Below are 23968 nucleotides of genomic sequence, written 5' to 3' on the forward strand. Positions count from 1 at the left end.
CCTTCTCCGGTTTTAGTAGAACATCCCGCAGACAAAAGTGGTGGATTGCATACTTTTACTTCGGGCTCTCCAGCGCATTTGTTCTTTATTCTACAAATTGGTAGTCTAGTACTGCTGTTAATAATACCTTTGCAGCAATGAGCATACCTTTTTCATCTATATCGAATTTAGGATGATGGTGTGGTGCATATTTAGCTGGCTTGGCTCCAGTAAAGAAGAATGTGCCTGGCTTTTCTTCTAAGTAGTAAGAGAAATCCTCGCCGCCCATAGTTGCTTCAATTTCAAGCGCGTCGCAAATGTCCTCTGCTATATCACGAACAAATAGCGTTTCCTTTTCATGATTTACGATTGCTGGATAACCACGTCTGTAGTCCAATTCAATTGTACAATCATGGGCAATTTCAGTACCGTTGACAACACGTCTAAATTCACGTTCCATCATTTCACGAACATCCTTATCAAATGTTCGAATTGTTCCATTTAAATAGGCTGTATCGGCAATAATATTGTCGGCATTAGATGCTACGAATGAACCAACTGTCAAAACAGCCGATTCGGTTGGAGCAACTCGACGTGCGACTAGCTGCTGTAAATTCATAACGAGCTGAGAGCCAATAACAATAGCGTCCTTAGTTTGATGTGGATGAGCGCCGTGACCACCCTTACCTTGAATTTTCATTTCAAAACTATCAACAGCAGCCATCATTGGACCCACGCGGTAGCCAATCATGCCCGTTGGATGGTTGGAAGATAGATGTGTACCAAAAATAGCATCAACGCCATTCAAAGCTCCAGCCTGTACCATACCAATCGCTCCACCTGGATCGGCCTCTTCTGCATGTTGATGAATTAGTACGTATTCTCCTGCTAATTCACCACGCATTTCCCACAATAGCTTACCGACAATTAATAAAGTAGCTGTATGACCATCATGCCCGCAAGCATGCATAACACCAGGTACAGTTGATTTATAGGGCACATCTTTTTCATCTTGTATAGGAAGTGCATCAAAGTCTGCTCGTAAGGCAATCGTTTTGCCAGGCTTGCTTCCTTTAATCCGCGCAATAAGCCCATAGCCACTGACATTAGCTTCGACCGGTACGCCCAGTTTTTTATAAAATTGAATAATATAATTTGCAGTTTCTTGCTCTTGGAAGCTTAGCTCTGGATGCATATGTAGATGCCGACGAATCGCCACCATTTCATCAAAATGAGTATCAATCTTTTCAAGTAGTTGTTGGTTCATAGTAAACCTCCTTAAACAGATTATCCTAGATTTTTATTAATAACATAATAGTTTCACTAACAAGATAAACAGGGGGTCAGCGCTTCTAATAAAAGAATATCCTTGGGAAGCGCAGTGTATATCCGCGTGTCCTGGGAGAATACCCGCGGAAGCGCAGCGAAACCCGCGCGCCGGGAGAAAACCCGCGGAAGCGAAGTAAATACCCGCGGAAGAACAGCAAATACCCGCGGAAGAACAGCAAATACCCGCGGAAGCGCAACGAATACCCGCGCGCCGGGAGAAAACCCGCGGAAGCGAAGTAAATACCCGCGCGGCAGGAGAAAACCCGTGGAAGTGCAGTGAAAATCCGCGCACTCGGGGAGAATACCCGCGGAAGCGCAACGAATACCCGCGGAAGAACAGCAAATACCCGCGGAAGCGCAGCAAATACCCGCGCGCCGGGAGAAAACCCGTGGAAGTGCAGTGAAAATCCGCGCACTCGGGGCGAATACCCGCGGAAGCGAAGCGAAACCCGCGCACTTCATAAATCTATGCTTCGTCGTCTTCTTTCGGTGCAACGCTATAGGTAGTGACGTAAGAAGCGGCTGAGAAAATGTTTTGCTGATTCACACCCGTTGGCTCTTTACGTTCAGCATGTGCTGATGTAAAGGCCTTTGAGCTTTTCCATGCCTCGAACGAATGAGGACCGTTCCATTGTGTCATAACAATATATGTTTCACTTTTTATTGGACGAAGTAGTCGAAATGCTACAAAGCCTGGCTCATCTTCTATAGCACGTGCACGATTTAAAAAGCGATGTTCAAAAACTGGTCGACCTTCATCTATAACGGGAATATTGTTGAAGACAAAGAAGCCACGTTCTTCTAAATCATTAACTGAATCTAATACCTCAAACTTACGTGGTGTGGCAAATACAGTTTTTCCTTCAGTTTCATGTATAAGCACAGAGTTTCCTTCTCCGTGTATTAAAATCATATCCTCGTTTGGATATTTATTTTTTACTTGCTCCAAAAAATCACCTGTACCAGAAGTTAAATAAATATACATAAACTTGCCCTCCTTATGAATGTTCATAATATAGAATATTATCTCCATTCGTGATTATCTCCATTTAAGTGTAAGTCTAAAACTTTGTCAAAAAAGAAATCCTTTAGAAAGAACAATTTTATGACATTTCTCTAGGAAAACTATACAATTACAGAGGAAGCGTTTACTATTGAAAACGGATATCAATAATAACGAATAAACAAGAGAATTTTACGATATGAATATTATCGAGGGGAAGGAACTATTCATGACAACTTTTAATGATACACTTCTACGTGCTGCACGGGGAGAAAGAACAGAACATACACCAGTTTGGTATATGCGACAAGCAGGACGCTCTCAGGCAGAATATCGTGCGATTAAAGAAAAGTATTCCTTAGAGGAAATTACACATCAACCTGAACTTTGCGCATATGTAACGCGTTTACCAGTAGAAAATTACAATGTGGATGCGGCAATTTTATATAAAGATATTGTAACTCCACTCCCTGGTATTGGTATAGATGTGAAAATCAAAGCAGGTGTAGGTCCTGTCATTTCAAATCCTATTCGCTCAGTCGCTGATATAGAAAAATTAGGTGAATTCAATGCGAAAGAACATACACCATTCGTTTTAGAAACGATCAAATTGTTAACAGAAGAGCAGCTGAATGTACCACTAATCTGCTTTGCAGGGGCACCATTCACTCTCGCAAGCTATATGATTGAAGGTGGGCCTTCAAAAAACTATAATAAAACAAAGTCATTTATGGTATCAGAGCCTCAAGCTTGGTTTGCATTAATGGATAAATTAGCTGATATGATTATTTCTGATGTTACTGCCCAAGTCGAAGCGGGAGCAAAGGCAATCCAAATATTTGACTCTTGGGTTGGTGCTCTAAATGTTGAAGACTATCGTGTTTTCATTAAACCAGTTATGACACGTATTTTTGCCGAGTTGAAAAAAGAAAATGTGCCACTTATTCAGTTCGGTGTCGGTGCAAGTCATTTAGCGAAAGAATGGAATGATTTACCGATTGATGTTGTTGGCTTAGACTGGCGTTTACCAATTAAAGAAGCGCGTGCAAACGGTATTACTAAACCAGTACAAGGTAACTTAGATCCATCGCTATTACTTGCTGATTGGTCAGTTATTGAAAAGCGTGCGAAAGATATTATCGATCAAGGCTTAGAAATGCCGGGACATATTTTTAACTTAGGTCATGGTGTATTCCCAGAGGTAGACCCAGAAGTGTTAAAACGTTTAACGGCTTTTATTCATGAATATAGTGCTCAACAAATCCAAGCACGTTCTTAAATAGTGTAGAAGTGACCAAGATTTTAAATCTTATATCCTTTTCTATGAATGATATTCCGATTTCATCATAAGAAAGGGTGCTGTCCAACAAGATGAATTGGACAGCTTCTTTTTGTCACATTATGTACGAGAAAAGATATAATTTTAACTATTATTTAGAGGTGAAAAGGTAATGAAAAAAGTTAAAGGCTTATTAGTAATGGCATACGGAACACCCTATAAAGAAGAAGATATCGAACCTTACTATACACATATTCGCCACGGTCGCAAACCGTCAGAAGAGCATTTAGAAGATTTACGCAGTCGTTATGAAGCAATCGGTGGTTTATCGCCACTTGCTGCTGCTACAAAAGCACAGGCTGAAGCTTTATGTGCACGCTTAAATGAAGTACAAGATGATGTGGAATACAAATTATTTATCGGTTTAAAACATATCCATCCATTTATTGAAGATGCTGTAGAAGGAATGGTAGCAGAAGGCATTAAAGAAGCGGTTTCTATCGTATTAGCGCCTCATTTCTCTACGTTCTCCATTAAATCATATAATGGCCGTGCAGCAGAAGCAGCTGGAGATCGTTTAACCATTACTTCTGTAGAATCTTGGTATGATGAACCAAATTTCATTGAGTATTGGAAAATCAAAGTGAATGAAACGTTTAATGCAATGTCTGAGGAAGAACGTGAAAAAGCATGTTTAATCGTGTCTGCGCATTCACTTCCGGAGAAAATTAAAGCGTTGGGCGATCCATATGAAGATCAATTAATCGAGACAGCTCGACTAATCCAAGAAGCGACAGATGTAAAAAATGTAGAAGTTGGCTGGCAATCAGCAGGACAAACACCAGAGCCATGGATTGGTCCAGATGTTCAGGATTTAACGCGTGAACTTTACGAGCAAAAGGGCTTCCGTTCGTTTGTTTACACACCAGTTGGCTTTGTAACAGAACATTTAGAAGTTTTATATGACAACGATTTTGAATGTAAAGTTGTTTGTGATGAACTTGGCGCGAAATATTATCGTCCAGCAATGCCAAATACACACCCATTATTTATTGATGCAATGGTTGAGGCCATTCATAAAAAACTAAGCTAAGCGAAAAGAAAGTGATGATGTTGGTGACTCAGAAAAGACGAAAGGTAGTTGTTGTAGGCGGTGGCATTACTGGCCTCACAGCTGCATTCTATTTGCAAAAAGAAGCAAGCGCAAAAGAATTGCCGTTAGATATCGTACTTGTCGAGTCGTCATTACGTCTTGGCGGAAAAATTCAAACACTGAGAAAAGATGGCTTTATTATCGAACGCGGTCCAGAATCTTTTTTTGATCGTGAGAACCATGTACATGCTTTGGCAAAGGATCTAGGCATTGAACAGGAAATGATTACAAGCAATACAGGACCGACTTATGTTGCTGTTGGTAGTCAATTGTATCCAATCCCTAGCAGTCTTTTGTCTGGGGCAACACCACATGTCTCGTCATTTATTACATCAGGTTTGTTTTCACTTAGCGGGAAAGTTCGTGCAGCGGGGGATTTTTTCATCCCTCGCTCTGCACAGGATGATGACCAACCTTTAGGGCAGTTTTTTAGAAGAAGATTCGGTGCTGAAATTGTGGAAAATCTAGTAGAGCCATTACTCGCAGGAACATTCGCTGGTGATATTGAACAGTTAAGCATGCGCTCAACATTCCCGCAGCTCTATGGATTAGAACAAAAATATCGTAGCCTACTTATTGGTATGAAAAAGGCGGGTACGAATTTTTTAAGTAACGACCTCACTACGAAAGATAAGGGGATTTTTCAAACATTTAATAATGGTCTAGAGACACTTATTGAAAAACTTGAAGAATCACTACTTCCTGGGACAGTTATGAAAGGTGTTAAAGTTGAAGAGATTGACCATGGTAAGGATGGTACTGTCCAAGTTGTGCTAAATAATTTTACACAATTAAAAGCAGATGCAGTTATTATTGCTACACCATTTAATGTGGCAGAAAAAATGTTCAGCAAACACCAGTTATTAACTGAATTGAGTACGATGAAGGCAGCAACTATTGCTACTGTGACAATGGCCTTTAAAAAAGACCAGTTAGGTGATCTAGATGCATTATCATTTTTTGTCTCACGAAATAGTGATTTTTCAATAACTTCTTGTACTTGGATGAATCGAAAGTGGCCTGGCACAACACCAGATGATTACGTGCTGTTACGCAGTTATATTGGCCGAGTGGGCGACGAGGCAATTGTAGCGTTATCTGATACTGAAATTGAAAAAACCGTACTACAGGATTTAATGAAAACAATTGGTGTAGATGGAGCACCGTTGATGACTGTAGTATCTCGTTGGAAAAATGCTATGCCGCAGTATACTGTAGGACATGAGGCGAAGGTAGAGCGTGTAAAGCAAGAATTACGAGAACATTTTCCAACGATTAAGCTCTCAGGGAGTTCCTTCGAAGGAATATCTATACCGGAGTGTGTTGAGCAAGGTAGAAACGTTGCTGATGAAATATTAAAGGAAATGTTTGCGAATTGTAATGAATAAAGGTTACCAGTAAGTAGTACAAACTTGAAGATCAATGTTTGTACTACTTTTTTTATTTTGAAATTTGATAGGGCAAAGTACAAATTGCACAAGTTAGATGTCTCATATTAAAAACCGGGAAAGTAGCTTCACTTTCCCAGTAAAGATCTTAATGCTATGAAATTCGGTGACATGACCATACAATACCGCCGGAGTTAGCTCCTCCAAGAGTAAGTCCTAGCGTTAAACCGTTAGCATTGTAGAATAAATCAATGACATCACCTGCATTTAAATCGGCTTCTCCTGCTAATGTTACTGTCCCATTACCAAGGACAGCACGTAAGGTTAACAGGGTTACAGCTATATTTAATACAGGGAATAAACCACTTATTAAATTTGTTGTAGTGTTTTGACGAATAGCAAATGATGGGTTGATGCCAGCCCCTAAGGTTACGGAAATTGCAGCAGCCGTTGAATAGTTGATTGTAGCTTCAAAAGCATATCTTCCAGTCGTTGGAACAGTGAAAATTCCGGTCGTTGGATTGAATGCTGGTGTTGTGAAATATGGAGCTGCCACACTCCAGTTAGTGATTGTAGTAGAAGCGCTTACTGCTATAGCATTATTAAATGCTGAGAAACCTTCTGTAAATGCTGGTCCAGTAACGCCAGTAGCGCCAGTAGCGCCAGTAGCGCCAGTAGCGCCAGTAGCGCCAGTAGCCCCAGTAGATCCAGTAACACCAGTAGAGCCGGTAGCGCCAGTTTCACCGGTAGCCCCAGTAACGCCAGTAGAGCCGGTAGCGCCAGTAGCCCCAGTAACGCCAGTAGAGCCGGTAGCGCCAGTAGCCCCAGTAATGCCAGTAGAGCCAGTCACTCCAGTCACCCCAGTAGAGCCAGTCACCCCAGTAGAGCCAGTCACCCCAGTAGCGCCAGTTTCACCAGTAGTCCCAGTCGCGCCGGTAACGCCAGTAGCCCCAGTAACACCAGTAGAACCGGTAGCGCTAGTAGAGCCAGTCACCCCAGTCGCGCCAGTAGCCCCGGTAACGCCGGTAGCTCCAGTTTCACCAGTAATGCCAGTAGAGCCAGTAGCCCCGGTAACACCAGTAGAACCGGTAGCTCCAGTAGCCCCAGTAACACCAGTAGAACCGGTAGCCCCAGTAGCCCCAGTAGCCCCAGTAACACCAGTAGAACCGGTAGCCCCAGTAGCCCCAGTTTCACCAGTAGTCCCAGTCGCGCCAGTCGCGCCAGTAGCCCCAGTAGATCCAGTCACCCCAGTAACACCAGTAGAACCGGTAGCTCCAGTTTCACCAGTAGTCCCAGTCGCGCCAGTAGAACCGGTAGCTCCAGTTTCACCAGTAGTTCCAGTCGCGCCAGTAACGCCAGTAGCCCCAGTAGATCCAGTCTCACCAGTAGTCCCAGTCGCGCCGGTAACGCCAGTAGCTCCAGTAGTCCCAGTAACACCAGTAGTCCCAGTAGCGCCAGTAACGCCAGTATCCCCAGTAGTTCCAGTATCCCCAGTAACACCAGTAGCCCCGGTAGCTCCAGTTTCACCAGTAGTCCCAGTCGCGCCAGTAACGCCAGTAGCCCCAGTCACCCCAGTCACCCCAGTCACCCCAGTCACCCCAGTAACACCAGTAGCCCCGGTAGCTCCAGTTTCACCAGTAGTCCCAGTCGCGCCAGTAACGCCAGTAACGCCAGTAGCCCCAGTAGCCCCAGTAGATCCAGTCACCCCAGTAGCCCCAGTAGATCCAGTCACCCCAGTAACACCAGTAGCCCCGGTAGCTCCAGTAACACCAGTAGCCCCGGTAGCTCCAGTAACACCAGTAGCCCCGGTAGCTCCAGTAACACCAGTAGTCCCAGTAGCGCCGGTAACGCCGGTAACGCCGGTAGCTCCAGTTTCACCAGTAATGCCAGTCGCGCCAGTAGAACCGGTAGCTCCAGTAGCCCCAGTAACACCAGTAGAACCGGTAGCTCCAGTAACACCAGTAGTCCCAGTCGCGCCAGTAACGCCAGTAGCCCCAGTAACACCAGTAGAACCGGTAGCGCCAGTCGCGCCAGTAACGCCAGTAGCCCCAGTAACACCAGTAGAACCGGTAGCCCCAGTAGCTCCAGTAGCGCCAGTAGCGCCAGTAGCGCCAGTCGCCCCTGTAGCGCCAGTCACCCCAGTAGCCCCAGTAGCTCCGGTACTTCCTGTTGGGCCAGTTCTTCCAGGTTTAACAGGCCAAATGGGACAGCTTGGAGCACAAGGATTACAACAACACGGGAATGTATTGCATTTGCTGCAAATTCTATCATTAAATTTTCCGAAATGCATTGTTTCACCTCCTTTCTCAAATATCGTATTCATAGAGAGAGAAGGTGAAATAGACAGTTAACTACTTGGTTATTCTAAAATATCAATAGCGATAAAAGTATTTTTCTTCAATGTATAGTTAAAACCTATTACTAGAAATCGAAAATTACCCAATGCTCCAATGTACTAACTAATCCATTAATATAGAAGAAAATTAAGATTCTTCATTACCCTTATTTAAAATACGATCGAAGTATGTTTTATTGTGCAGTATTTTTTCATCATTTGGTAAAAAGGATCCGGCTAATTCATTATGTGCGTTGGCAGTTTCATATTGTTGTAACCGATCGAAGAGGACACAAAGTTGTAAGTGGGGCAACCATGTCGTAAAGGTTTTATTTTGAAAAGGAGTGTTAGGATTTTGCTTGATGAGAAGCGCTTGTTCATACCAAAATATTGCTTCATAATTTTTGGTTTGTTCCATGAAATGAAAACCAAGTCTACAACAAGCTTCCGGGCGTGGAATGTCATATTCAAAGCTTCTTAAAATGGAAGTCAACTTGTTTTCTGTATCATTTAAATAAGAATAACAATCCGCTAATTTGTAGCAGGCTCGAATATTATCTTCTACCCAACCCAATTTAGAAGTTAAAAATGTTTCGTAGTAAAATATTGCATCCTCAAATTGGCCATGATCTAGTAATTCATTTGCGTAATAAAATGTGTCTCTGGGAGAGAGTGGTTCTCCTGATTCAATTAGTTGTTTATAGATGTTAATATTCCGCGAATGATCATGACTGAGTGGTAAATGGCTGACAGCGATATTACTATCCAAAAGTTTGCCCCCGATTTCTAAATATTCGTGTACGGCACCTATCCATTGAAATTGTTTATCCCTTCTTACTAAACGATATCTTTTTAATAGAGAGCTGACATTTCCCACATTATCAAAGCTTAAATTATAATTCATCGAAACGGCATCTATATCGGAGGTTAAGGATTCTTTTAGTGCTTTCAATTTTTCCTGATCCTCCTCTAATACTACGTCGTCTGCATCTAACCATAAAATGTATTCCTTCGTAGCCTGTTGAAATGAAAAATTTCTTGCAGCTGCAAAATGATGTATCCATTCAAAATCAAAAATACGATCTGTAAACTGTCTCACAATTTGCTTTGTATTGTCGGTAGATCCAGTATCTATAATATTAATCTCGTCGACTAAGCCTTTTACAGATGCTAGACATCTACCGATGACATCTTCTTCATTTTTCACAATCATACATAAGCTAATTGACACCATAAAGTTGATTCCTCCTTACCATAATCTATGTAGTATATGTGCTACTATAATTCTTGCTTGGATAAATGCTCGTTGATGTAGCATAAAATAATATTAATCATGAAATTTGCTTGTTTTGTTTGTCATAAATTTACCTCTCAAGTTTCACTCGGATTTCACAATTGTGAAGTATAGTTAAGAAACAGAGGTGATGATGTTGAAAAAATGGGCATTCTTCATTTTTTCTTTAGTGCAGCTTGTATGGTTAGCAGGGTGTACGGAGAAATCGTTTGAGCCTATTGAACGCGATCGGGATTTTATTGCGTCCTTAAATATACAAGAACCTTCGCTAGATTTTATAGATGAACAAGGTAATATGATGGCGACATGGTTATTAGACAAAGCTTACTCAGGGGCAGTTCTGCTCGGAAAGGATCGTGTGTTATTGTATGGTCATCAATTAAATGAAATTGACGTCTATACATTATCAACCGGGAAGAAGATCTATTCAAAAAAAGTACAGGTTGGTACAACTAATGCGTATTATGCTGAAAATAGAAAACAATTTTTTATTACGAATAGTAAAACAAATACAGTGACAAGCTTTGATGAAAAGGGCAAAGAGCTTGCAACACAGAAGCTTGGTAATTATCCTATGTCAATGGCAGCTCATAAAGATAAGTTATATGTGATTAATTATAAAGACACGAAATTATCAGTGTTAAATATTGAGAATCTAAAGGTTGAGCAAGAGTGGCCGATTCAAAAATCATCACATGGCATAGCAATTCTTGAAGAGACGAATGAGCTATGGATTGGTGGTCATGGAGAAGGAAGTAAGCCGAATAGCTCTGTTAAAAAATATGATCTTACGACAGGAGAGGAGCATGGGAAGATAGAAATGCCTTTAATGCCTGTTGGATTAACCAAAACAAGGGATGCTGTCCTCGTTGTTAGTCATGGCCATAATGAATTATATGTTGCCGATTTTGATGGAAATGTGAAATGGCAGCAAGAGGTAGGAGCGAATCCATTTGTCGTAAATCAGTTTAAAGATTATATTGTTGTCGCTGGCTATGATGACCATACTTTGTATTTCATAAAAGAAGGTCAGGTGAAAAAAACAATTGATGTGGGGAAAGGTGCATTTCAACTGTTAGTGAGGGAGGAAAAAATGTGACAACTGTATTAATTGTTGATGATGAGCAAGATATGCGTAATTTAATAGAAATGATGCTCAATAATTCAAAAATTGAGACCTTTACAGCATCAAGTGGTACAGAAGCTTATGATATTATTGTGCGCGAAAAAATTGATTTAGTTTTACTCGATGTGATGATGCCACATGAAGATGGCTTTGTGGTTTGTCAAAGCATACGTGTGATGTCGAATATACCAATTATCTTCCTGACAGCACGTGATGCAAATGAGGATAAAGTTAAAGGCCTAACGCTTGGCGGTGATGATTATATTGTAAAACCCTTTACAAATGATGAACTAGTTGCGCGAATCCATGCTGTGTTGAGAAGAAGTGGTACTAATATTGAAGATTTGCAGCAAAAATATGTGGTGATAGGACCTATTAAAATAGATGAGATTTCACGTAAGGTATCTGTAGATGGAAAGAGTATTCCGCTTACTTTAAAGGAATTTGAACTACTGCATTTATTTATGAATAATCCAGGAAATGCGTATACAAGGGAGCAATTACTAGAACGCATTTGGGATATTGATTATGTAGGGGGAACAAGAACAGTTGACACTCATATAAAAACCTTACGTATAAAGCTTGGAAAGGAAGCCGCGGGGCATATTCAAACCGTCTGGGGAGTGGGCTACCGCTTTGATCCTGGCGAATGAAAAAGATTTCAACACGCATTTGGCTATTAATCTTTGCATTTTTAATCATTACCGTTTTCTTTATGTATGTCCTGACAGATTATTTATATGAACGACTTTATGTAGAAGATACGGAAGAGATGATGATAGAAGTTGGAACAAAACTACAAACTATGTATACCAGTGGTAAGGTAACGGATGAATTTATTGCAGATGTTGAACATTATACCAATTACTCTAACTTGAATATTTTTGCAGTAAGAAATCCACGAGAACTAAGTGCCTGTGTACCATTTGATATTGATTTCGAAACATTAATTGGTCCTGAGGAGCGACAACAATTACTTGCAGGTGAATATGTGCAAAAAATTGGGTACGAGCCTCGATTTGATAGACAGCTAATTTCTGTAGTACTTCCACTAGTAGATCAAAATAGGCTTGAAGGAATTATTTATATTTACTTTCCTCTAGCAAAAATTAGTGAGTTAGCAAATAATGAGGTCATTTTCCTGTTTGTCAGCGCTTTCATATTTTTAATTGTAATTAGCTTTTTAATTTATAAAGGTATTCGCCATATTATGCGACCATTAAGCAATTTGCAAAGAGCTGTTGAACAAATGTCATATGGAAACTATGGAACACGTGTGCCAGTTAAATCGAAAGATGAAATTGGAAAATTATCTAGTACCTTTAATAAAATGGCAGAGGCTATACAACAAGAGGATGAAGCTCAAAAAACGTTTCTAGCAACAGTTTCACATGAGTTAAGGACACCCATTAGCTATGTGAAAGGGTATAGTGAGGCAATGCAGAATAGCATTATTCCAGAAAGTCAAAAAGAGGAAACGATCCAGCTTATTGTGCGCGAGGCGAATCGTATGGAACGTTTGACAAATGAATTACTTCAACTTGCTCGAATGGAAAATGAACAAACAGAAATTACCTTATATCCAATTCCTCTTGCCGAAACATTACGTGAGGTACAAAAAATATTAACTCATCAAGCAGAGAAGAAGAGTATTGCACTCCATTTGGATGCTGATGATGCATTAATCATCAAAGCTGATGAAGTAAAGCTGAAACAAATTTTTATTAATATTATTGAAAATGCCATTAATTACTCGTATGAGCAGTCAAAGGTTGAAATCACTGCTATTGAAAATAATGGTAGTGCACAAATTACCATCAAGGATTATGGAATTGGTATTCCACAGGAGGATTTATCGCATGTAACCGAGCGCTTTTATCGTGTTAACAAAGCACGAAGTCGAGCAGATGGTGGCAGTGGACTAGGCTTGTCCATTGTTGAACAATTGTTAAAGCAATTACATGGCAAAATTGAAATTGCAAGTGAAGTTGAAAAAGGCACAGTTGTAAAAATTACGTTGCCGTTAATGGAGGAATAAAAAGATGAAAAAATGGTTATTGGCATTAATAGCAGTACCTGTATTGTTAGTTGGATGTGGAGATAAGAAAGAGCAAGCAACTTTGAAGGAGCCAGCAGAGCCACAAATGTTGAATGTTAAAATTTTAACACCAAAAGAAGTAGCGATCAATGAAACGATTGAACTTGCTGCACATGTTGAACAAGGTGGCAAAAATATTGATGAGGCAATTGTAGAATTTGAGGTGTGGGAATCTGGTAAACGTGATGAAGGACAAATGATTGATGGTGAATTAGAAAAAGATGGAGTTTATAAAGCGACGACTACATTTGACCATGATGGTATATATTATATGTATGCTCATACAACTGCTCATACTATTCACAATATGCCGAAGCAACAAATTACAGCTGGTAGCCCTGATATGACGCAAGTTTTACCAGAGGATAAAAAAGCAAATAACAGCATGGATAATAACATGATGAATCACGGTAATGATTCATCAGAGGATACTGAGCATAGTAATCACTAAAAAAATAAAAAAATGATCATTTAATGCTTGCATTATTTTTAAAATAGGAATATGATAATGACCAGATGACCGAAATGGTTTTCTGGTCATTATCATTTTCGTGTACAAAGCATGTACATAACATAACAAGAAAGGATGTTACTAATGGATCGTAGGCAGGAAATTCTTGAAGCAGCTGCAAAGTCTTTTACATTGTTTGGTTACAAGGCGACAACGATGGAGCAAGTAGCGAAAATTGCTAATGTCGGTAAAGGGACGATTTATACATTCTTTGCAAATAAAGAAATTTTATTTCAAGAGATAGCTATGTCACTTGTACTAGAGATGAAGGCTGAGGCAGATGCGGTGTTGGATGCATCAGCTAGCTTTATGGACAATGCACACAATGCTTTAATGAAAATGCTACAGTTCCGTGAAAAACATCTTTTATTTGCGAAGTTATTAGAGGAGGAAAAGGAATTACGAACGCCGGCAGTTAAACAAGTTTTAGTTCGCATTGAGACTGAAATTTTATCCTATGTTACTGAATTAATTCAAAGACGTATCGTTAAAGGAGAAATTAGAGACTGTGATGCAGAATTAGTAAGCTATCTGTTGTTAAAGGCGTATTTAGCATTTGTCGTTGATTGGCATGAGCTACATGGCGACATTATTCCAGAAGAAAAGATACTGAATCTTTTCAAGGAAACAATCTTTCGTGGGCTAATTTTAACTTGATTCGGCTGAGCTAAGAGGCGAACAAATACTGAATAGAGTGACCCTGTGAAGATTTAGAATTTTTTTTGAATAAAAATGACCGACTGACGTTTTTGGTCAAATATTATAGGAGTGAAGAAAATTTATGATTAAAGCTGAGTGGCTGAAAATCCTTAAAACAAGAAAAATGCTTGTTTCGATTATCGCCGTATTATTCATCCCAGTCATGTACGCGGGCATGTTTTTATGGGCGTTCTGGGATCCATATAAAGGCCTACCTAATTTGCCAGTAGCTGTTGTCAATGAAGATAAGGGTGCTGAAATGGAGGGAGTTAAATTAGATCTCGGGAACGACTTAGTCGATAATCTCGTCGATAGTAATGAATTTAACTTTATTAAAGTATCCAAAGAAGAAGCTGAAAAAGGCTTAAATGGCCGAGACTATTATATGATTCTAGAAATTCCAACAAATTTCTCTGAGCATGCTACGACTTTATTAGATGACAAACCTTCTAAATTAGTCATTAATTATATTCCGAATGAAGGATTGAACTTCCTTGGTGCACAAATTGGTGAAACAGCAATGGACCGTGTACGTGCGGAAGTGAATTCACAAGTTTCTGCTACTTATGCAGAAAAATTATTTGATTCTATTACAACACTTGGAGATGGCTTTACAGAGGCTGCTGATGGCTCGAATAAGCTAGATGAAGGTGCTCAAACTTTAGCCAATGGTGCGAAAGATTTAAAAGGTTATCTTGAACAACTAGCATCAAGTACAGTTGAATTGTCAAATGGTGCAGATAAAATCACTAAAGGTGCTGGAGACGCTGCAAAAGGCGCGAATGACTTAACTACTGGCTTAGTACAATTACAAGACGGTACTGTACAGTTACAACAAGGTGCACAGCAAGCAGCAACTGGAGCAACAACACTTGGGCAAGGTTTATCGCAATATACACAAGGTGTAGCGAAGGTGCAAGCAGGTTTATCTACAATAAACGAAAAACAACAACAAATTAGTTCAGGTGCAGCTTCAATTGCTGACAATGCAGGCGCATTAAATGGTGCAGCAGGTCAATTAACAGCTGGTTCTGCAAAAGTAGAAGCAGGTATCACTGCTTTATCCGATCAATTACAAGGTATGATGGCTTCATTGCCTGAAGAGCAAGCAGCAGTATTAAAGCAAACTTTAGCAGAGCTACAAGCAGGAAGTGCAAGTGTGCATAATGGCTTAAGTTCTTTATCTGCTGGTACAGAAAAATTACAAGCAGGTGCTAATCAAGTAAGTTCTGGTGCGACTCAAATTGCAGCAGGTCAAGCAGAAGTGTTAGCAGGTGCTAATGCATTAACATCAAAAAGCGGTGCATTAATCGAAGGAGCAAAAGGTCTCCAAGCTGGTAATGCAACACTTGCACAAAAATTAGGTGAATTAAATGCTGGCGTTAATACAGCTGTAACAGGTTCTAAAACATTAGCTTCAGGCTTAAATGAGCTAGCAAGTGGTTCAACAACATTGAATCAGGGAACATCAACGCTTGCATCTAAATCAGGTGAGCTAGTAGAAGGTTCCGCAACACTTGCTGATGGTTCAACTGAACTTGCAGATGGTACATCAACTTTATCTGGCAAATTAGATGAAGCAAGTGAAAAAGCAAACGAAGTTCATGCAAATCAAGACACATATGATATGGTAGGTAGCCCAGTTGATGTTGATAAAGAATCTGTTAACCATGTACCTAACTATGGAACAGGTTTCTCACCATACTTTATTTCTCTTGGCTTATTCGTTGGGGCATTATTAATCTCTATCGTATTCCCACTTGTGGAACCAGCGATTCGTCCAAAAAATGGGGCAACTTGGTTTACAAGTAAAGTTTCAGTTTTAGCAATAGTCGGCTTAGTTCAAACTATATTAACAGTGATTATTGTAAAATGGGGCTTAGGCCTTGAAGTATACAGTTTCGGACACTTTATACTAACAGCATTATTAACAAGCTATGTTTTCTTAGCTCTAATCCAAATGTTAGTGTCTATTTTCGGTGATCCAGGACGCTTCATGGCGATTGTTGTATTAATTTTACAACTTACAACAAGTGCTGGTACATTCCCACTTGAGTTAATCCCAGAACCATTACAAGTATTCAATAAACTATTACCAATGACATATACTGTTCAAGCATTTAAATCAAGTATCTCTACTGGTGATATGACATTCTTAATGCAAAACTACGGAATTCTAGCAGGCTTCCTAGTAGCATTCTTAGCTATTACATTCGGTTATTTCATGTTACTACACACAAAACGTTACTCAAAAGTAGCCGAAGAAAACTAAAAATAGGAATTTTTACACCCGCCAATACTGGTGGGTGTTTTTTGGTGGTTGAATGATTGCCTTAAATAGAGGCAAGGAAAAGCTGCCGAAAACTGATCAGGTAGAGAGTAGAACTGCTCGGGTGGCCCCAAAAACTAATCAGGTGCTCGGCTCCAACGAAAAATCGCTCATATGCAAAAAAATTACACAAAAAACAGCAGCTGATATGAGCGTATCAGCTGCTGTTTCGTAAGTGTAAGAGATTTAATTAAGGGTTCATCAAAAATATGATGAGGGATGTCATTTTTAGTACGTGTGGGGCACGTATATGACAATTACAGAATAGGCAAATGCTTATAGGTGGTTACATTTTTCACAAGTGTTGCTGTAGCATTCACTTTGTTCTTCAATTTTTTCACCGCATTCTGTGCATTGCTTTGCAGGTAGGTTCTTGAAAAATTCAACTACGTTTTCTAACATTGTGGACTCCTCCTTTAAGTTCATCTGTACTATTACTGTTTTGATATTTCTTAGTGTATTATAACAGATGCTTTTCGTCAACACAAAATGCCTAATTTAAGTTAAAATAAATATGGATATTTTGTGAAGGAGGAAACGTAATTATGATATTCGTTGATAATAAAGGGATTCATGATCCGCGCATTAACCTTGCCATTGAGGAGTATTTATTAAAAACAATGGATGTTGAGAAAGAGCCAGTGTTACTTTTTTATATCAATCAGCCTTCCATCATCATTGGTAAAAATCAAAATACTATCGAAGAGATTAATACAGATTATGTGGAGGATAATGGCATTATCGTTGTACGACGTCTTTCTGGTGGAGGCGCAGTGTATCATGATTTAGGGAACCTTAACTACAGTTTTATAACTAAAGACGATGGCGATAGCTTTATGAATTATAAAAAATTCACACAGCCTGTTGTAGATGCACTTGCAAAAATGGGCGTTCATGCGGAGCTTTCAGGTCGCAACGACATTTTAGCGGAAGGACGTAAAGTTTCTGGAAACGCACAGTTTTCTACAAAGGGCCGTATGTATAGCCACGGTACTTTAATGTTTGATACAGAAATTGATGCTGTTGTATCCGCATTAAAGGTGAAAAAAGATAAAATTGAATCAAAGGGCATTAAATCAATTCGTTCACGAGTAGCTAATATTTCTGAGTTTTTAAAGGATAAGATGACAGTTGAAGAATTCCGTCTAGAAATTTTAAAATCTATTTTCGAAGGTGAGGAAAATATTCGCTACTATGAGCTAACTGAGGAAGATTGGGCAAATATCCACAAGCTATCTGCTGAGCGTTATCAAACTTGGGAGTGGAACTATGGTAAATCACCACGCTTCAATATTCAAAAAACACATCGTTTCCCAACAGGGGGCATTGATATTCGCTTAGAAGTGAATCACGGGATTATTGAAGAAGCACATATTTTTGGTGATTTCTTTGGTGTAGGCGACATGGCAGATGTTGAACAACGATTAGTTGGGACAAACTATGATCGAACTGCAATTGCTGAGACGTTAGCGAATATTGATATTCCAACATACTTTGGTGGAATCACGACAGAAGAGTTTTTACAATTAATTTATTAAGAAAAGCTTGTGTAGAAATGGGCAAATGTCCTTATTAAAGGTTCAATACCAAAATTTAGGCATGATATTAGTTGAAACGTTTGCCGTGCATATAAGTTGATTGGAGTGGAGGCTAGGCGACTCCTGGGGATTAGCGATAGAGGAACGAAGGCTAAAACCATCACATCCTGTGATAACGCCTTCGTGACCAACATCCTGTTGCCCCGACGCCCCCAGGAAGCTCTGCTCTGTGCGAAAGCGAAGCGACAGCAACATTGTTTTATCTGCGCGAAAGCGAAGCGTCAGCGGCAAATGTTTTATCTGTGCGAAAGCGAAGCGACAGCAACAACAAAGCGCCTAGCCGGAACGGAAATCAACCCCCACGTTATGGTGATGCCCCTTATTAAGGCAGAGGCATTTTGGAACAAAAATCTATAGCTAATGATTCGTGTTAACTTTTGCTACAAAAGGTTCGCTGACAGTTATGTCGTCGGACCTTTTTTTGATACAATATAAGATAGAAAGGAGTGTTGGTATGGAGAAGCATCGAATATTTATTGTCGAAGATGATATAAAGATTGCGTCATTGCTCGCAGAAACGCTTAGAAAATATCAATATGAAGTTGAAACAATCAAAGAATTTGATCATCTCATTGAAGAATTCACAGCATTTAATCCACATATGGTGTTGCTTGATATAAATTTACCTTCGTACGATGGCTACTATTGGTGTCGCCAACTACGTCAACATACAACTTGTCCAATTATTTTCATTTCCGCTCGTTCTGGGGAAATGGATCAAATTTTCGCGCTTGAAAATGGGGGCGATGATTTTATTACGAAGCCTTTTAATTATGAGATTGTACTGGCTAAAATCCGTAGTCACTTGCGTCGTACATATGGTGAATATGCAGCAAGACAAGAGGAACGGACAATTAAACAAGGACAGCTAATTCTTCATTTAGAAAGAATGGAGCTTCATAAAAATGATTTAGAGATTCCCCTTCAGAAAAAAGAATGTATCATTTTAGAACTGCTAATGGGAAATGCACCAAAAGTAGTGACGCGTGAGCAGCTTTTAGAAGAGCTGTGGGACGATCAGGCATTTGTCGATGAGAATACTTTGAACGTCAATATGACACGAGTGCGGAAGAAGCTAGCAGATTATCATATTGCGTCATCTATCGAGACGGTACGCGGGGCAGGCTATCGCTTTATTTTAAGTGCAGGTGAGTTATAGTGGGCTGGAAATTATTTTTGCGTGATTACGCATCGTTCATTGTATTCCAGTTCTTATTAGTCGGCTTCATCATGGTTTTATATTGGCTGGACGGCTTTCGAAATGTCGATACGGCTATTTATTCCTTCTGCATTAGTTTAGTGTTATTAGCTTCGTTTTTACTTATCCGCTATTTAATGCGCCAACGTTATTTATTAAAAATATCGCAACTTCCTAAAACAATGGAGGATGTGTTACAAAAAAATGCTAAAACACCTGAAGCGATACAGGCTGAGAAATATATGCATGAACTTTATCGACTATACCAGCATGAGCTTCAATCATTATATGCAGGCCAAAAACGACATGATCAGTTTATCAATCAATGGGTGCATCAAATGAAAACACCAATTTCTGTTATTGAGCTCTTATTACAGGATGAGCGTCCTCTCGATAAAAAAAATGTGCAGGAGGAAATTGACCGCTTGCGTAGAGGGTTGGATATGGTGCTTGTGAATGCTCGATTAGAAAATTTTGAAGATGATATGCAAGTAGAACAGATTGCTTTAAAAACGATTGTTACTGCAACTGTTAATGAAAATAAACGTTTATTTATAACAAAGCGAGTTTTCCCGGAAATTCATATTGAGGATGACATCATCGTAGCGAGTGATTCAAAATGGCTTCGTTTTATTATCGGGCAATTCGTAACAAATGCGGTTAAATATACATTTGAAGCAAATAAAAAAATAGTGATTTCTGCCATTAAAAAGGATGACTATGTACAGTTAGCCATTTGTGACGAAGGTATTGGTATTCCAGTTTCTGATCTTTCTCGTGTCACTAAAGCCTTTTTTACTGGTGAGAATGGACGTAAAACTGGGGAATCCACAGGGATGGGCTTATATTTGGCTAAGGAAATCTGTGAAAAACTCGGTCATGAATTAAACATTTCATCAGAGGTAGGAAAAGGAACAATTGTTACAGTGACATTTACGAATTAGGGGGAGCAGAGATGAAAGAAGTATGTTTTGATGAGTGGGTTTTAAATGTCGAAACTGAAAAAACAGAGGCATTATACGAATCTCATAGCGATGTTTGTGAGTGTTTAGCCTGCAAAAATTTCCGTAAAGCTAGTCTTTTGCTTAATGAAGACGTCATGCATTTTTCGAATAAGCTTGGGCTAGACTTACATAAACCAACTTTACTTAACGCTTTTCCTGTAGAAGGTGAACAAGTGATGTACAGCGGGCAATATACGATTTGTGGTGAAATAATTGAAGGTGAAATTGATGCATGGGATGTAATTGTTGGTGAGCATTGCTTTAGTCTAGTGGAGGAGGAAGGTAAGGAGTCGGCTGACTCATTAACTGAGCCACATTTTCAAATAGGCTTTGAGGTAGTTTTGCAGTGGCTTTTACCGGAATCCGTGGAATTAATCAAGAAATAAGGTGAATAAGATATGCCTATTTTACAAATAAAAGACGTGACGAAGGTGTATGAAGGCAAAGTAACTCATCGTGCGCTAAATCAACTAAGCTTTGAAGTTGAGGAAGGTGAGTTTTTAGCAGTCATGGGTCCATCGGGTAGTGGAAAAACAACATTATTGAATATCATTTCGACGATTGATGAACCAACTAGTGGAGAAATCATTTTAGATGGCATGAATCCTCATAAGTTGAATGCAACAGAGCTGGCCTACTTTAGAAGACGACAACTTGGTTTCATTTTTCAGGATTTTAATCTTTTGCATATGCTGACAGTGGAAGAGAATATTGTGCTACCACTAACATTAGATCAACAGCCATTAGATGTAATGGAGGAGCGTCTTGCAAGCATTGTGGAAAAGCTTGATTTAACCTCTTTCTTGCATAAACGCCCAAATGAAATATCAGGTGGGCAGGCACAGAGAACAGCCATTGGTCGCGCACTTATTCATAATCCAAGTCTCATTTTAGCAGATGAGCCAACTGGAAATTTGGATTCGAATTCTTCACGTGATGTGCTTGAACTTTTAACACAAATCAATCAGGATAAACAAACGACAATCGTCATGGTAACACATGATCCAATTGCAGCTAGCTACTGTGATCGTGTGTTATTTATTAAAGATGGAGAATTTTTCAATGAAATTCACAAAGATGACCGTCGTCAAATGTTTTTCCAGCGAATATTAAATGTTTTGAGCTTACTAGGAGGAGGACAAGTAGGTGACCTTTCGACAATTCGCTTACCGTAATGTCGTACGGAACAGCCGTATATACGGTGCCTTTTTCATGGCAAGCTTTTTTTCTGTAGCTGTGTTTTTTATCTATTCAATGCTCATGTTTCATCCGGATATTGAACGAGGAATTTTAGGAGAGGTATCGTTAATTGGGATGGTTGGTGCGGAAATCGTCCTTGTCCTTTTTACATTATTCTTTTTATATTATTCGATGAGTGCCTTTTTAGAGGCTAGATCACATGAGTTTGCTATTTTATTACAACTAGGAATGGAAAGACGCCAGATGAATAAGCTTGTCTTTTTGGAGACAATGATTATTGGATCGGGCTCTATTATTGTTGGAATTATATTTGGTTTCTCATTCTCAAAATTCTTCTTCATGATTGTTCGAGAAATTTTACATTTAGATGAGTTACCACTATATGTTTCCTGGCAGCCATTTTTACTAACAATTGGTGTCTTTACAAGTGCTTTTGTGGTCATTTCCTTTATCAGTGTGTATTTTACACGTGAAAGAAAATTACGCGACCTCCTTATGGGGAGTGAGTATTTAAATGGTGTTACAACCTATTCGAAAATCCGTGCAGTATATGGCATTGCCCTCATTTTATCAACATACGTACTAGCATTTATCGTGTCGAATACATCATTAATTGGTTTAACATTATTAATCCCGTTTTCAGCAACCTTTGGAACATATTATTTTTTTAGTGATTCTTTACCATGCTTTTTAGATATTGCACGAGGCAAACGTAAATTTCATTGGCAACGCTATCGCCTCCTTTCGCTAGCTGAGCAAACTCATATTATGATGGATAATGTGAAAATGTTTTTTGTTGTAACGATGGTATCAACAATGGCGTTTTTATCGGTCGGTGTTTTAGCAACAATGTCTTCGTATACAATACAATATGATCGTTTAAATCCACTAGGACTTGTCTATAAGGGCGATGTCGACAATCCATATGAGCGAAATCATATTGACTCTTTACGAATTCAATTAGAGGAAAAGGGCCTGTCCTATCATCTATCTCGCTTTGTTGTGATCAAGCAAACATCTTCTTATACTCACAATGAGGTTGAGGTCTTTAGAGAATCAGATATGAATGTATTGCTGTCGTCCTTTAGTTACCCATTACTTAATTTGGCTTCAGGAGAGGCAGTGTTTATACCATATTCAGAAGATGCCCTAAAAAAACTAAAAAATAGAGTTGTGCATACTGTATTGGAGGAAAATTCTATCCCGATAACTATTGATAGCGTATATCCTAAAATAGTATTCCCGGGCTCTATTGTTAGCGTCAATTCTATAGTGATAAGCGATGAGGATTTTGTAAAGCTCATTAAGCCGATTACTAAAGACGTTGTGCAGCCAAGCTATCATTTATTTACCTTCTATATTCCTCAATGGATGGAAACGAAAGATATTGGTCAGAACATAGACGACATAGCAGCATCTCAATATTTTAATAAGCAGGGTAGATTTAGCCCATTTTACTTTGAAAATGCAGGATTAAATTATTCTTATATATTAGCTACTTACTCATTATTCACATTAGTAGGTGTCTTAGTAGCAACGGTATTTTTATTAGCAGCAGGTAGTTTCGTTTACTTTAAACTGCATGCTTCTCTTGAAAGAGAAAAGCGTAAATTCGACGTCTTAAAACGAATGGGCTTAACAGATACGGAGCTCAAAAAGCTTGTGAACCGTCATTTATTCCCACAATTTTTCTTACCGTGGGGGATTGCAATGATGCATAGCGCCTTTGCTTTTCTTATGGTTCAAGGCATCTTGAAAGATATTGCTAATATTTCCATTGTAAAAGAAGTTTTCTTTGCTTTTGGGTTTTTTGTTTTAATCCAAGTAATCTATTTTTATTTAATTCGTTGGCGATACATCTCACATATTCGTTCGTAATAAAGATGTATAAAAGAGAAAAAAATGAATTATTTGACGTAATTTTCGACATGAAATAAAAAGTTTCATTGTCTTTTAGATATATTTCTTATATAATATTACTGAATAACGATTCATTTTATCTTCATTCAGTAGAAGACTCCCACCTCTGAGGTGGTGAAATGGATGCGGGTGTAATTCCTTTTCAAGGGATATCCAAACATCTACTGAAATAGAGGAACTCAGTCTAAGAACGCCACATCCTGTGGCAACGACTAAGTGACCAACATCATGTTGCTGCCGCTGCGTTAGCACTACGCTTTCGCACAAAAAACATCATGTTACTGCCGCTGCGTTAGCACTACGCTTTCGCACAAAAAACAACTGTTGGCCTAAAGCCTCCGGCGGATGTCATGGATTTTGAAAGGAATGCTTAAAGGATGTTAGCCTAAAACCTTCGCATCCTGCGAAAACGGCTAACTGACCTGCATCGGTAAAAACGCCACGTCCTGTGGCATTACCGAAATGACCGACATCGTGTCGGCCCTCGGTAAAAACGCCACGTCCTGTGGCATTACCGAAATGACC

24 protein-coding genes are annotated in these 23968 nt (G+C 39.4%); 19 read left to right on the forward strand and 5 right to left on the reverse strand.

What is annotated here, in order from left to right:
• Positions 1–85 precede the first annotated feature (85 nt).
• Positions 86–1246 (reverse strand): amidohydrolase, encoded by a 1161-nt coding sequence (locus tag AN161_RS05560; protein WP_053593368.1) that lies wholly within the window; start codon positions 1244–1246, stop codon positions 86–88.
• A gap of 114 nt (positions 1247–1360) precedes the next feature.
• Between AN161_RS05560 and AN161_RS29465 the strand changes: the two genes are divergently transcribed.
• Together AN161_RS29465 and AN161_RS28590 are read left to right on the forward strand one after the other, a co-directional pair.
• Positions 1361–1588 (forward strand): hypothetical protein, encoded by a 228-nt coding sequence (locus AN161_RS29465; RefSeq protein WP_158002979.1) that lies wholly within the window; start codon positions 1361–1363, stop codon positions 1586–1588.
• Positions 1585–1815: a hypothetical protein gene (locus AN161_RS28590; protein WP_143114620.1), complete on the forward strand. Its 231-nt coding sequence runs from the start codon at positions 1585–1587 to the stop codon at positions 1813–1815. Before AN161_RS29465 ends, AN161_RS28590 begins: the two co-directional genes overlap by 4 nt.
• Here the strand turns inward: AN161_RS28590 and AN161_RS05565 are convergent.
• A complete protein-coding gene (locus tag AN161_RS05565) occupies positions 1775–2293 on the reverse strand; it encodes an antibiotic biosynthesis monooxygenase (RefSeq protein ID WP_053593369.1) in 519 nt (172 codons plus the stop codon). The two genes, AN161_RS28590 and AN161_RS05565, sit on opposite strands and share 41 nt — an antisense overlap.
• A 247-nt stretch (positions 2294–2540) precedes the next feature.
• Here AN161_RS05565 and hemE point away from each other — a divergent pair, with 247 nt between their 5' ends.
• The 3 genes from hemE (at position 2541) to hemY (ending at position 6131) form a co-directional block, all read left to right on the forward strand.
• Entirely contained in the window at positions 2541–3590 is a 1050-nt protein-coding gene (gene hemE, locus AN161_RS05570; protein WP_053593429.1) for a uroporphyrinogen decarboxylase, read from the forward strand.
• A 172-nt stretch (positions 3591–3762) separates the two neighbouring features.
• Positions 3763–4683, forward strand: a complete 921-nt coding sequence (gene hemH / locus AN161_RS05575; protein WP_053593370.1) for a ferrochelatase — start codon at positions 3763–3765, stop codon at positions 4681–4683.
• A gap of 14 nt (positions 4684–4697) precedes the next feature.
• On the forward strand, positions 4698–6131 hold the full coding sequence (hemY, locus tag AN161_RS05580; RefSeq protein WP_053593430.1) for a protoporphyrinogen oxidase: 1434 nt from the start codon (positions 4698–4700) through the stop codon (positions 6129–6131).
• A 154-nt stretch (positions 6132–6285) separates the two neighbouring features.
• On the opposite strand, the gene AN161_RS05585 is transcribed toward hemY, so the two are convergent.
• Both AN161_RS05585 and AN161_RS05590 read right to left on the reverse strand, forming a co-directional pair.
• Positions 6286–8421, reverse strand: coding sequence for a collagen-like protein (locus tag AN161_RS05585; RefSeq protein WP_143114622.1), 2136 nt, complete (start codon positions 8419–8421; stop codon positions 6286–6288).
• A 193-nt stretch (positions 8422–8614) separates the two neighbouring features.
• Positions 8615–9700: a glycosyltransferase family 2 protein gene (locus AN161_RS05590; RefSeq protein ID WP_053593371.1), complete on the reverse strand. Its 1086-nt coding sequence runs from the start codon at positions 9698–9700 to the stop codon at positions 8615–8617.
• Positions 9701–9890: 190 nt separating this feature from the next.
• On the opposite strand from AN161_RS05590, the gene AN161_RS05595 reads away from it, so the two are divergent.
• The 7 genes from AN161_RS05595 (at position 9891) to AN161_RS05625 (ending at position 16698) form a co-directional block, all read left to right on the forward strand.
• On the forward strand, positions 9891–10859 hold the full coding sequence (locus tag AN161_RS05595) for a YncE family protein (protein WP_241774507.1): 969 nt from the start codon (positions 9891–9893) through the stop codon (positions 10857–10859).
• On the forward strand, positions 10856–11539 hold the full coding sequence (locus AN161_RS05600; RefSeq protein ID WP_075807181.1) for a response regulator transcription factor: 684 nt from the start codon (positions 10856–10858) through the stop codon (positions 11537–11539). The genes AN161_RS05595 and AN161_RS05600 overlap by 4 nt, the downstream gene beginning before the upstream one ends.
• Positions 11536–12924 carry a HAMP domain-containing sensor histidine kinase gene (locus tag AN161_RS05605; protein ID WP_053593372.1) on the forward strand — a complete coding sequence of 463 codons (1389 nt, stop codon included), beginning with the start codon at positions 11536–11538 and terminating at the stop codon, positions 12922–12924. The genes AN161_RS05600 and AN161_RS05605 overlap by 4 nt, the downstream gene beginning before the upstream one ends.
• Positions 12925–12928: 4 nt before the next feature.
• Positions 12929–13435: a FixH family protein gene (locus AN161_RS05610; protein WP_053593373.1), complete on the forward strand. Its 507-nt coding sequence runs from the start codon at positions 12929–12931 to the stop codon at positions 13433–13435.
• Between the two features lie 144 nt (positions 13436–13579).
• Positions 13580–14152 (forward strand): TetR/AcrR family transcriptional regulator, encoded by a 573-nt coding sequence (locus AN161_RS05615; RefSeq protein ID WP_053593374.1) that lies wholly within the window; start codon positions 13580–13582, stop codon positions 14150–14152.
• A gap of 124 nt (positions 14153–14276) precedes the next feature.
• Complete coding sequence (locus tag AN161_RS05620; RefSeq protein WP_053593375.1) at positions 14277–16466, forward strand: YhgE/Pip domain-containing protein; 2190 nt, start codon at positions 14277–14279, stop codon at positions 16464–16466.
• A 52-nt stretch (positions 16467–16518) separates the two neighbouring features.
• Positions 16519–16698, forward strand: coding sequence for a hypothetical protein (locus AN161_RS05625; protein WP_053593376.1), 180 nt, complete (start codon positions 16519–16521; stop codon positions 16696–16698).
• A 101-nt stretch (positions 16699–16799) separates the two neighbouring features.
• Here the strand turns inward: AN161_RS05625 and yhfH are convergent, their stop codons facing one another.
• Complete coding sequence (gene yhfH / locus AN161_RS27365) at positions 16800–16925, reverse strand: protein YhfH (RefSeq protein ID WP_012292204.1); 126 nt, start codon at positions 16923–16925, stop codon at positions 16800–16802.
• Positions 16926–17068: 143 nt separating this feature from the next.
• On the opposite strand from yhfH, the gene AN161_RS05630 reads away from it, so the two are divergent.
• From AN161_RS05630 to AN161_RS05660, 7 genes are all read left to right on the forward strand, one after another.
• Positions 17069–18061 (forward strand): lipoate--protein ligase, encoded by a 993-nt coding sequence (locus AN161_RS05630; RefSeq protein WP_053593377.1) that lies wholly within the window; start codon positions 17069–17071, stop codon positions 18059–18061.
• 183 nt (positions 18062–18244) lie between these two features.
• Positions 18245–18478 (forward strand): hypothetical protein, encoded by a 234-nt coding sequence (locus AN161_RS29470; protein ID WP_158002980.1) that lies wholly within the window; start codon positions 18245–18247, stop codon positions 18476–18478.
• A gap of 97 nt (positions 18479–18575) precedes the next feature.
• Positions 18576–19280 carry a response regulator transcription factor gene (locus tag AN161_RS05640; RefSeq protein WP_053593379.1) on the forward strand — a complete coding sequence of 235 codons (705 nt, stop codon included), beginning with the start codon at positions 18576–18578 and terminating at the stop codon, positions 19278–19280.
• Complete coding sequence (locus AN161_RS05645; RefSeq protein ID WP_053593380.1) at positions 19280–20263, forward strand: sensor histidine kinase; 984 nt, start codon at positions 19280–19282, stop codon at positions 20261–20263. The genes AN161_RS05640 and AN161_RS05645 overlap by 1 nt, the downstream gene beginning before the upstream one ends.
• 11 nt (positions 20264–20274) lie before the next feature.
• On the forward strand, positions 20275–20709 hold the full coding sequence (locus tag AN161_RS05650; protein WP_053593381.1) for a hypothetical protein: 435 nt from the start codon (positions 20275–20277) through the stop codon (positions 20707–20709).
• A gap of 12 nt (positions 20710–20721) precedes the next feature.
• Positions 20722–21498, forward strand: coding sequence for an ABC transporter ATP-binding protein (locus AN161_RS05655; protein WP_053593382.1), 777 nt, complete (start codon positions 20722–20724; stop codon positions 21496–21498).
• The gene (locus AN161_RS05660; protein WP_053593383.1) at positions 21470–23401 is read left to right on the forward strand and encodes an ABC transporter permease; all 1932 of its coding nucleotides are present in this window, start codon (positions 21470–21472) and stop codon (positions 23399–23401) included. Before AN161_RS05655 ends, AN161_RS05660 begins: the two co-directional genes overlap by 29 nt.
• Positions 23402–23968: the final 567 nt, after the last annotated feature.

Source organism: Lysinibacillus sp. FJAT-14222 (assembly GCF_001278875.1).
GTDB lineage: Bacteria > Bacillota > Bacilli > Bacillales_A > Planococcaceae > Lysinibacillus > Lysinibacillus agricola.

Excerpts from the sequence above, each read along its gene's own strand:
- hemY (WP_053593430.1), top strand. The coding sequence starts at position 4,698 with ATGATGTTGGTGACTCAGAAAAGACGAAAGGTAGTTGTTGTAGGCGGT.
- AN161_RS05605 (WP_053593372.1), top strand. The coding sequence starts at position 11,536 with ATGAAAAAGATTTCAACACGCATTTGGCTATTAATCTTTGCATTTTTA.
- hemH (WP_053593370.1), top strand. The coding sequence starts at position 3,763 with ATGAAAAAAGTTAAAGGCTTATTAGTAATGGCATACGGAACACCCTAT.
- AN161_RS05565 (WP_053593369.1), bottom strand. The coding sequence starts at position 2,293 with ATGTATATTTATTTAACTTCTGGTACAGGTGATTTTTTGGAGCAAGTA.
- AN161_RS05630 (WP_053593377.1), top strand. The coding sequence starts at position 17,069 with ATGATATTCGTTGATAATAAAGGGATTCATGATCCGCGCATTAACCTT.
- AN161_RS05615 (WP_053593374.1), top strand. The coding sequence starts at position 13,580 with ATGGATCGTAGGCAGGAAATTCTTGAAGCAGCTGCAAAGTCTTTTACA.
- AN161_RS05610 (WP_053593373.1), top strand. The coding sequence starts at position 12,929 with ATGAAAAAATGGTTATTGGCATTAATAGCAGTACCTGTATTGTTAGTT.
- hemE (WP_053593429.1), top strand. The coding sequence starts at position 2,541 with ATGACAACTTTTAATGATACACTTCTACGTGCTGCACGGGGAGAAAGA.
- AN161_RS05655 (WP_053593382.1), top strand. The coding sequence starts at position 20,722 with ATGCCTATTTTACAAATAAAAGACGTGACGAAGGTGTATGAAGGCAAA.
- AN161_RS05640 (WP_053593379.1), top strand. The coding sequence starts at position 18,576 with ATGGAGAAGCATCGAATATTTATTGTCGAAGATGATATAAAGATTGCG.
- AN161_RS05620 (WP_053593375.1), top strand. The coding sequence starts at position 14,277 with ATGATTAAAGCTGAGTGGCTGAAAATCCTTAAAACAAGAAAAATGCTT.
- AN161_RS05590 (WP_053593371.1), bottom strand. The coding sequence starts at position 9,700 with ATGGTGTCAATTAGCTTATGTATGATTGTGAAAAATGAAGAAGATGTC.
- AN161_RS05595 (WP_241774507.1), top strand. The coding sequence starts at position 9,891 with ATGATGTTGAAAAAATGGGCATTCTTCATTTTTTCTTTAGTGCAGCTT.
- AN161_RS05560 (WP_053593368.1), bottom strand. The coding sequence starts at position 1,246 with ATGAACCAACAACTACTTGAAAAGATTGATACTCATTTTGATGAAATG.
- AN161_RS05585 (WP_143114622.1), bottom strand. The coding sequence starts at position 8,421 with ATGCATTTCGGAAAATTTAATGATAGAATTTGCAGCAAATGCAATACA.
- AN161_RS05625 (WP_053593376.1), top strand. The coding sequence starts at position 16,519 with ATGATTGCCTTAAATAGAGGCAAGGAAAAGCTGCCGAAAACTGATCAG.
- AN161_RS05650 (WP_053593381.1), top strand. The coding sequence starts at position 20,275 with ATGAAAGAAGTATGTTTTGATGAGTGGGTTTTAAATGTCGAAACTGAA.
- yhfH (WP_012292204.1), bottom strand. The coding sequence starts at position 16,925 with ATGTTAGAAAACGTAGTTGAATTTTTCAAGAACCTACCTGCAAAGCAA.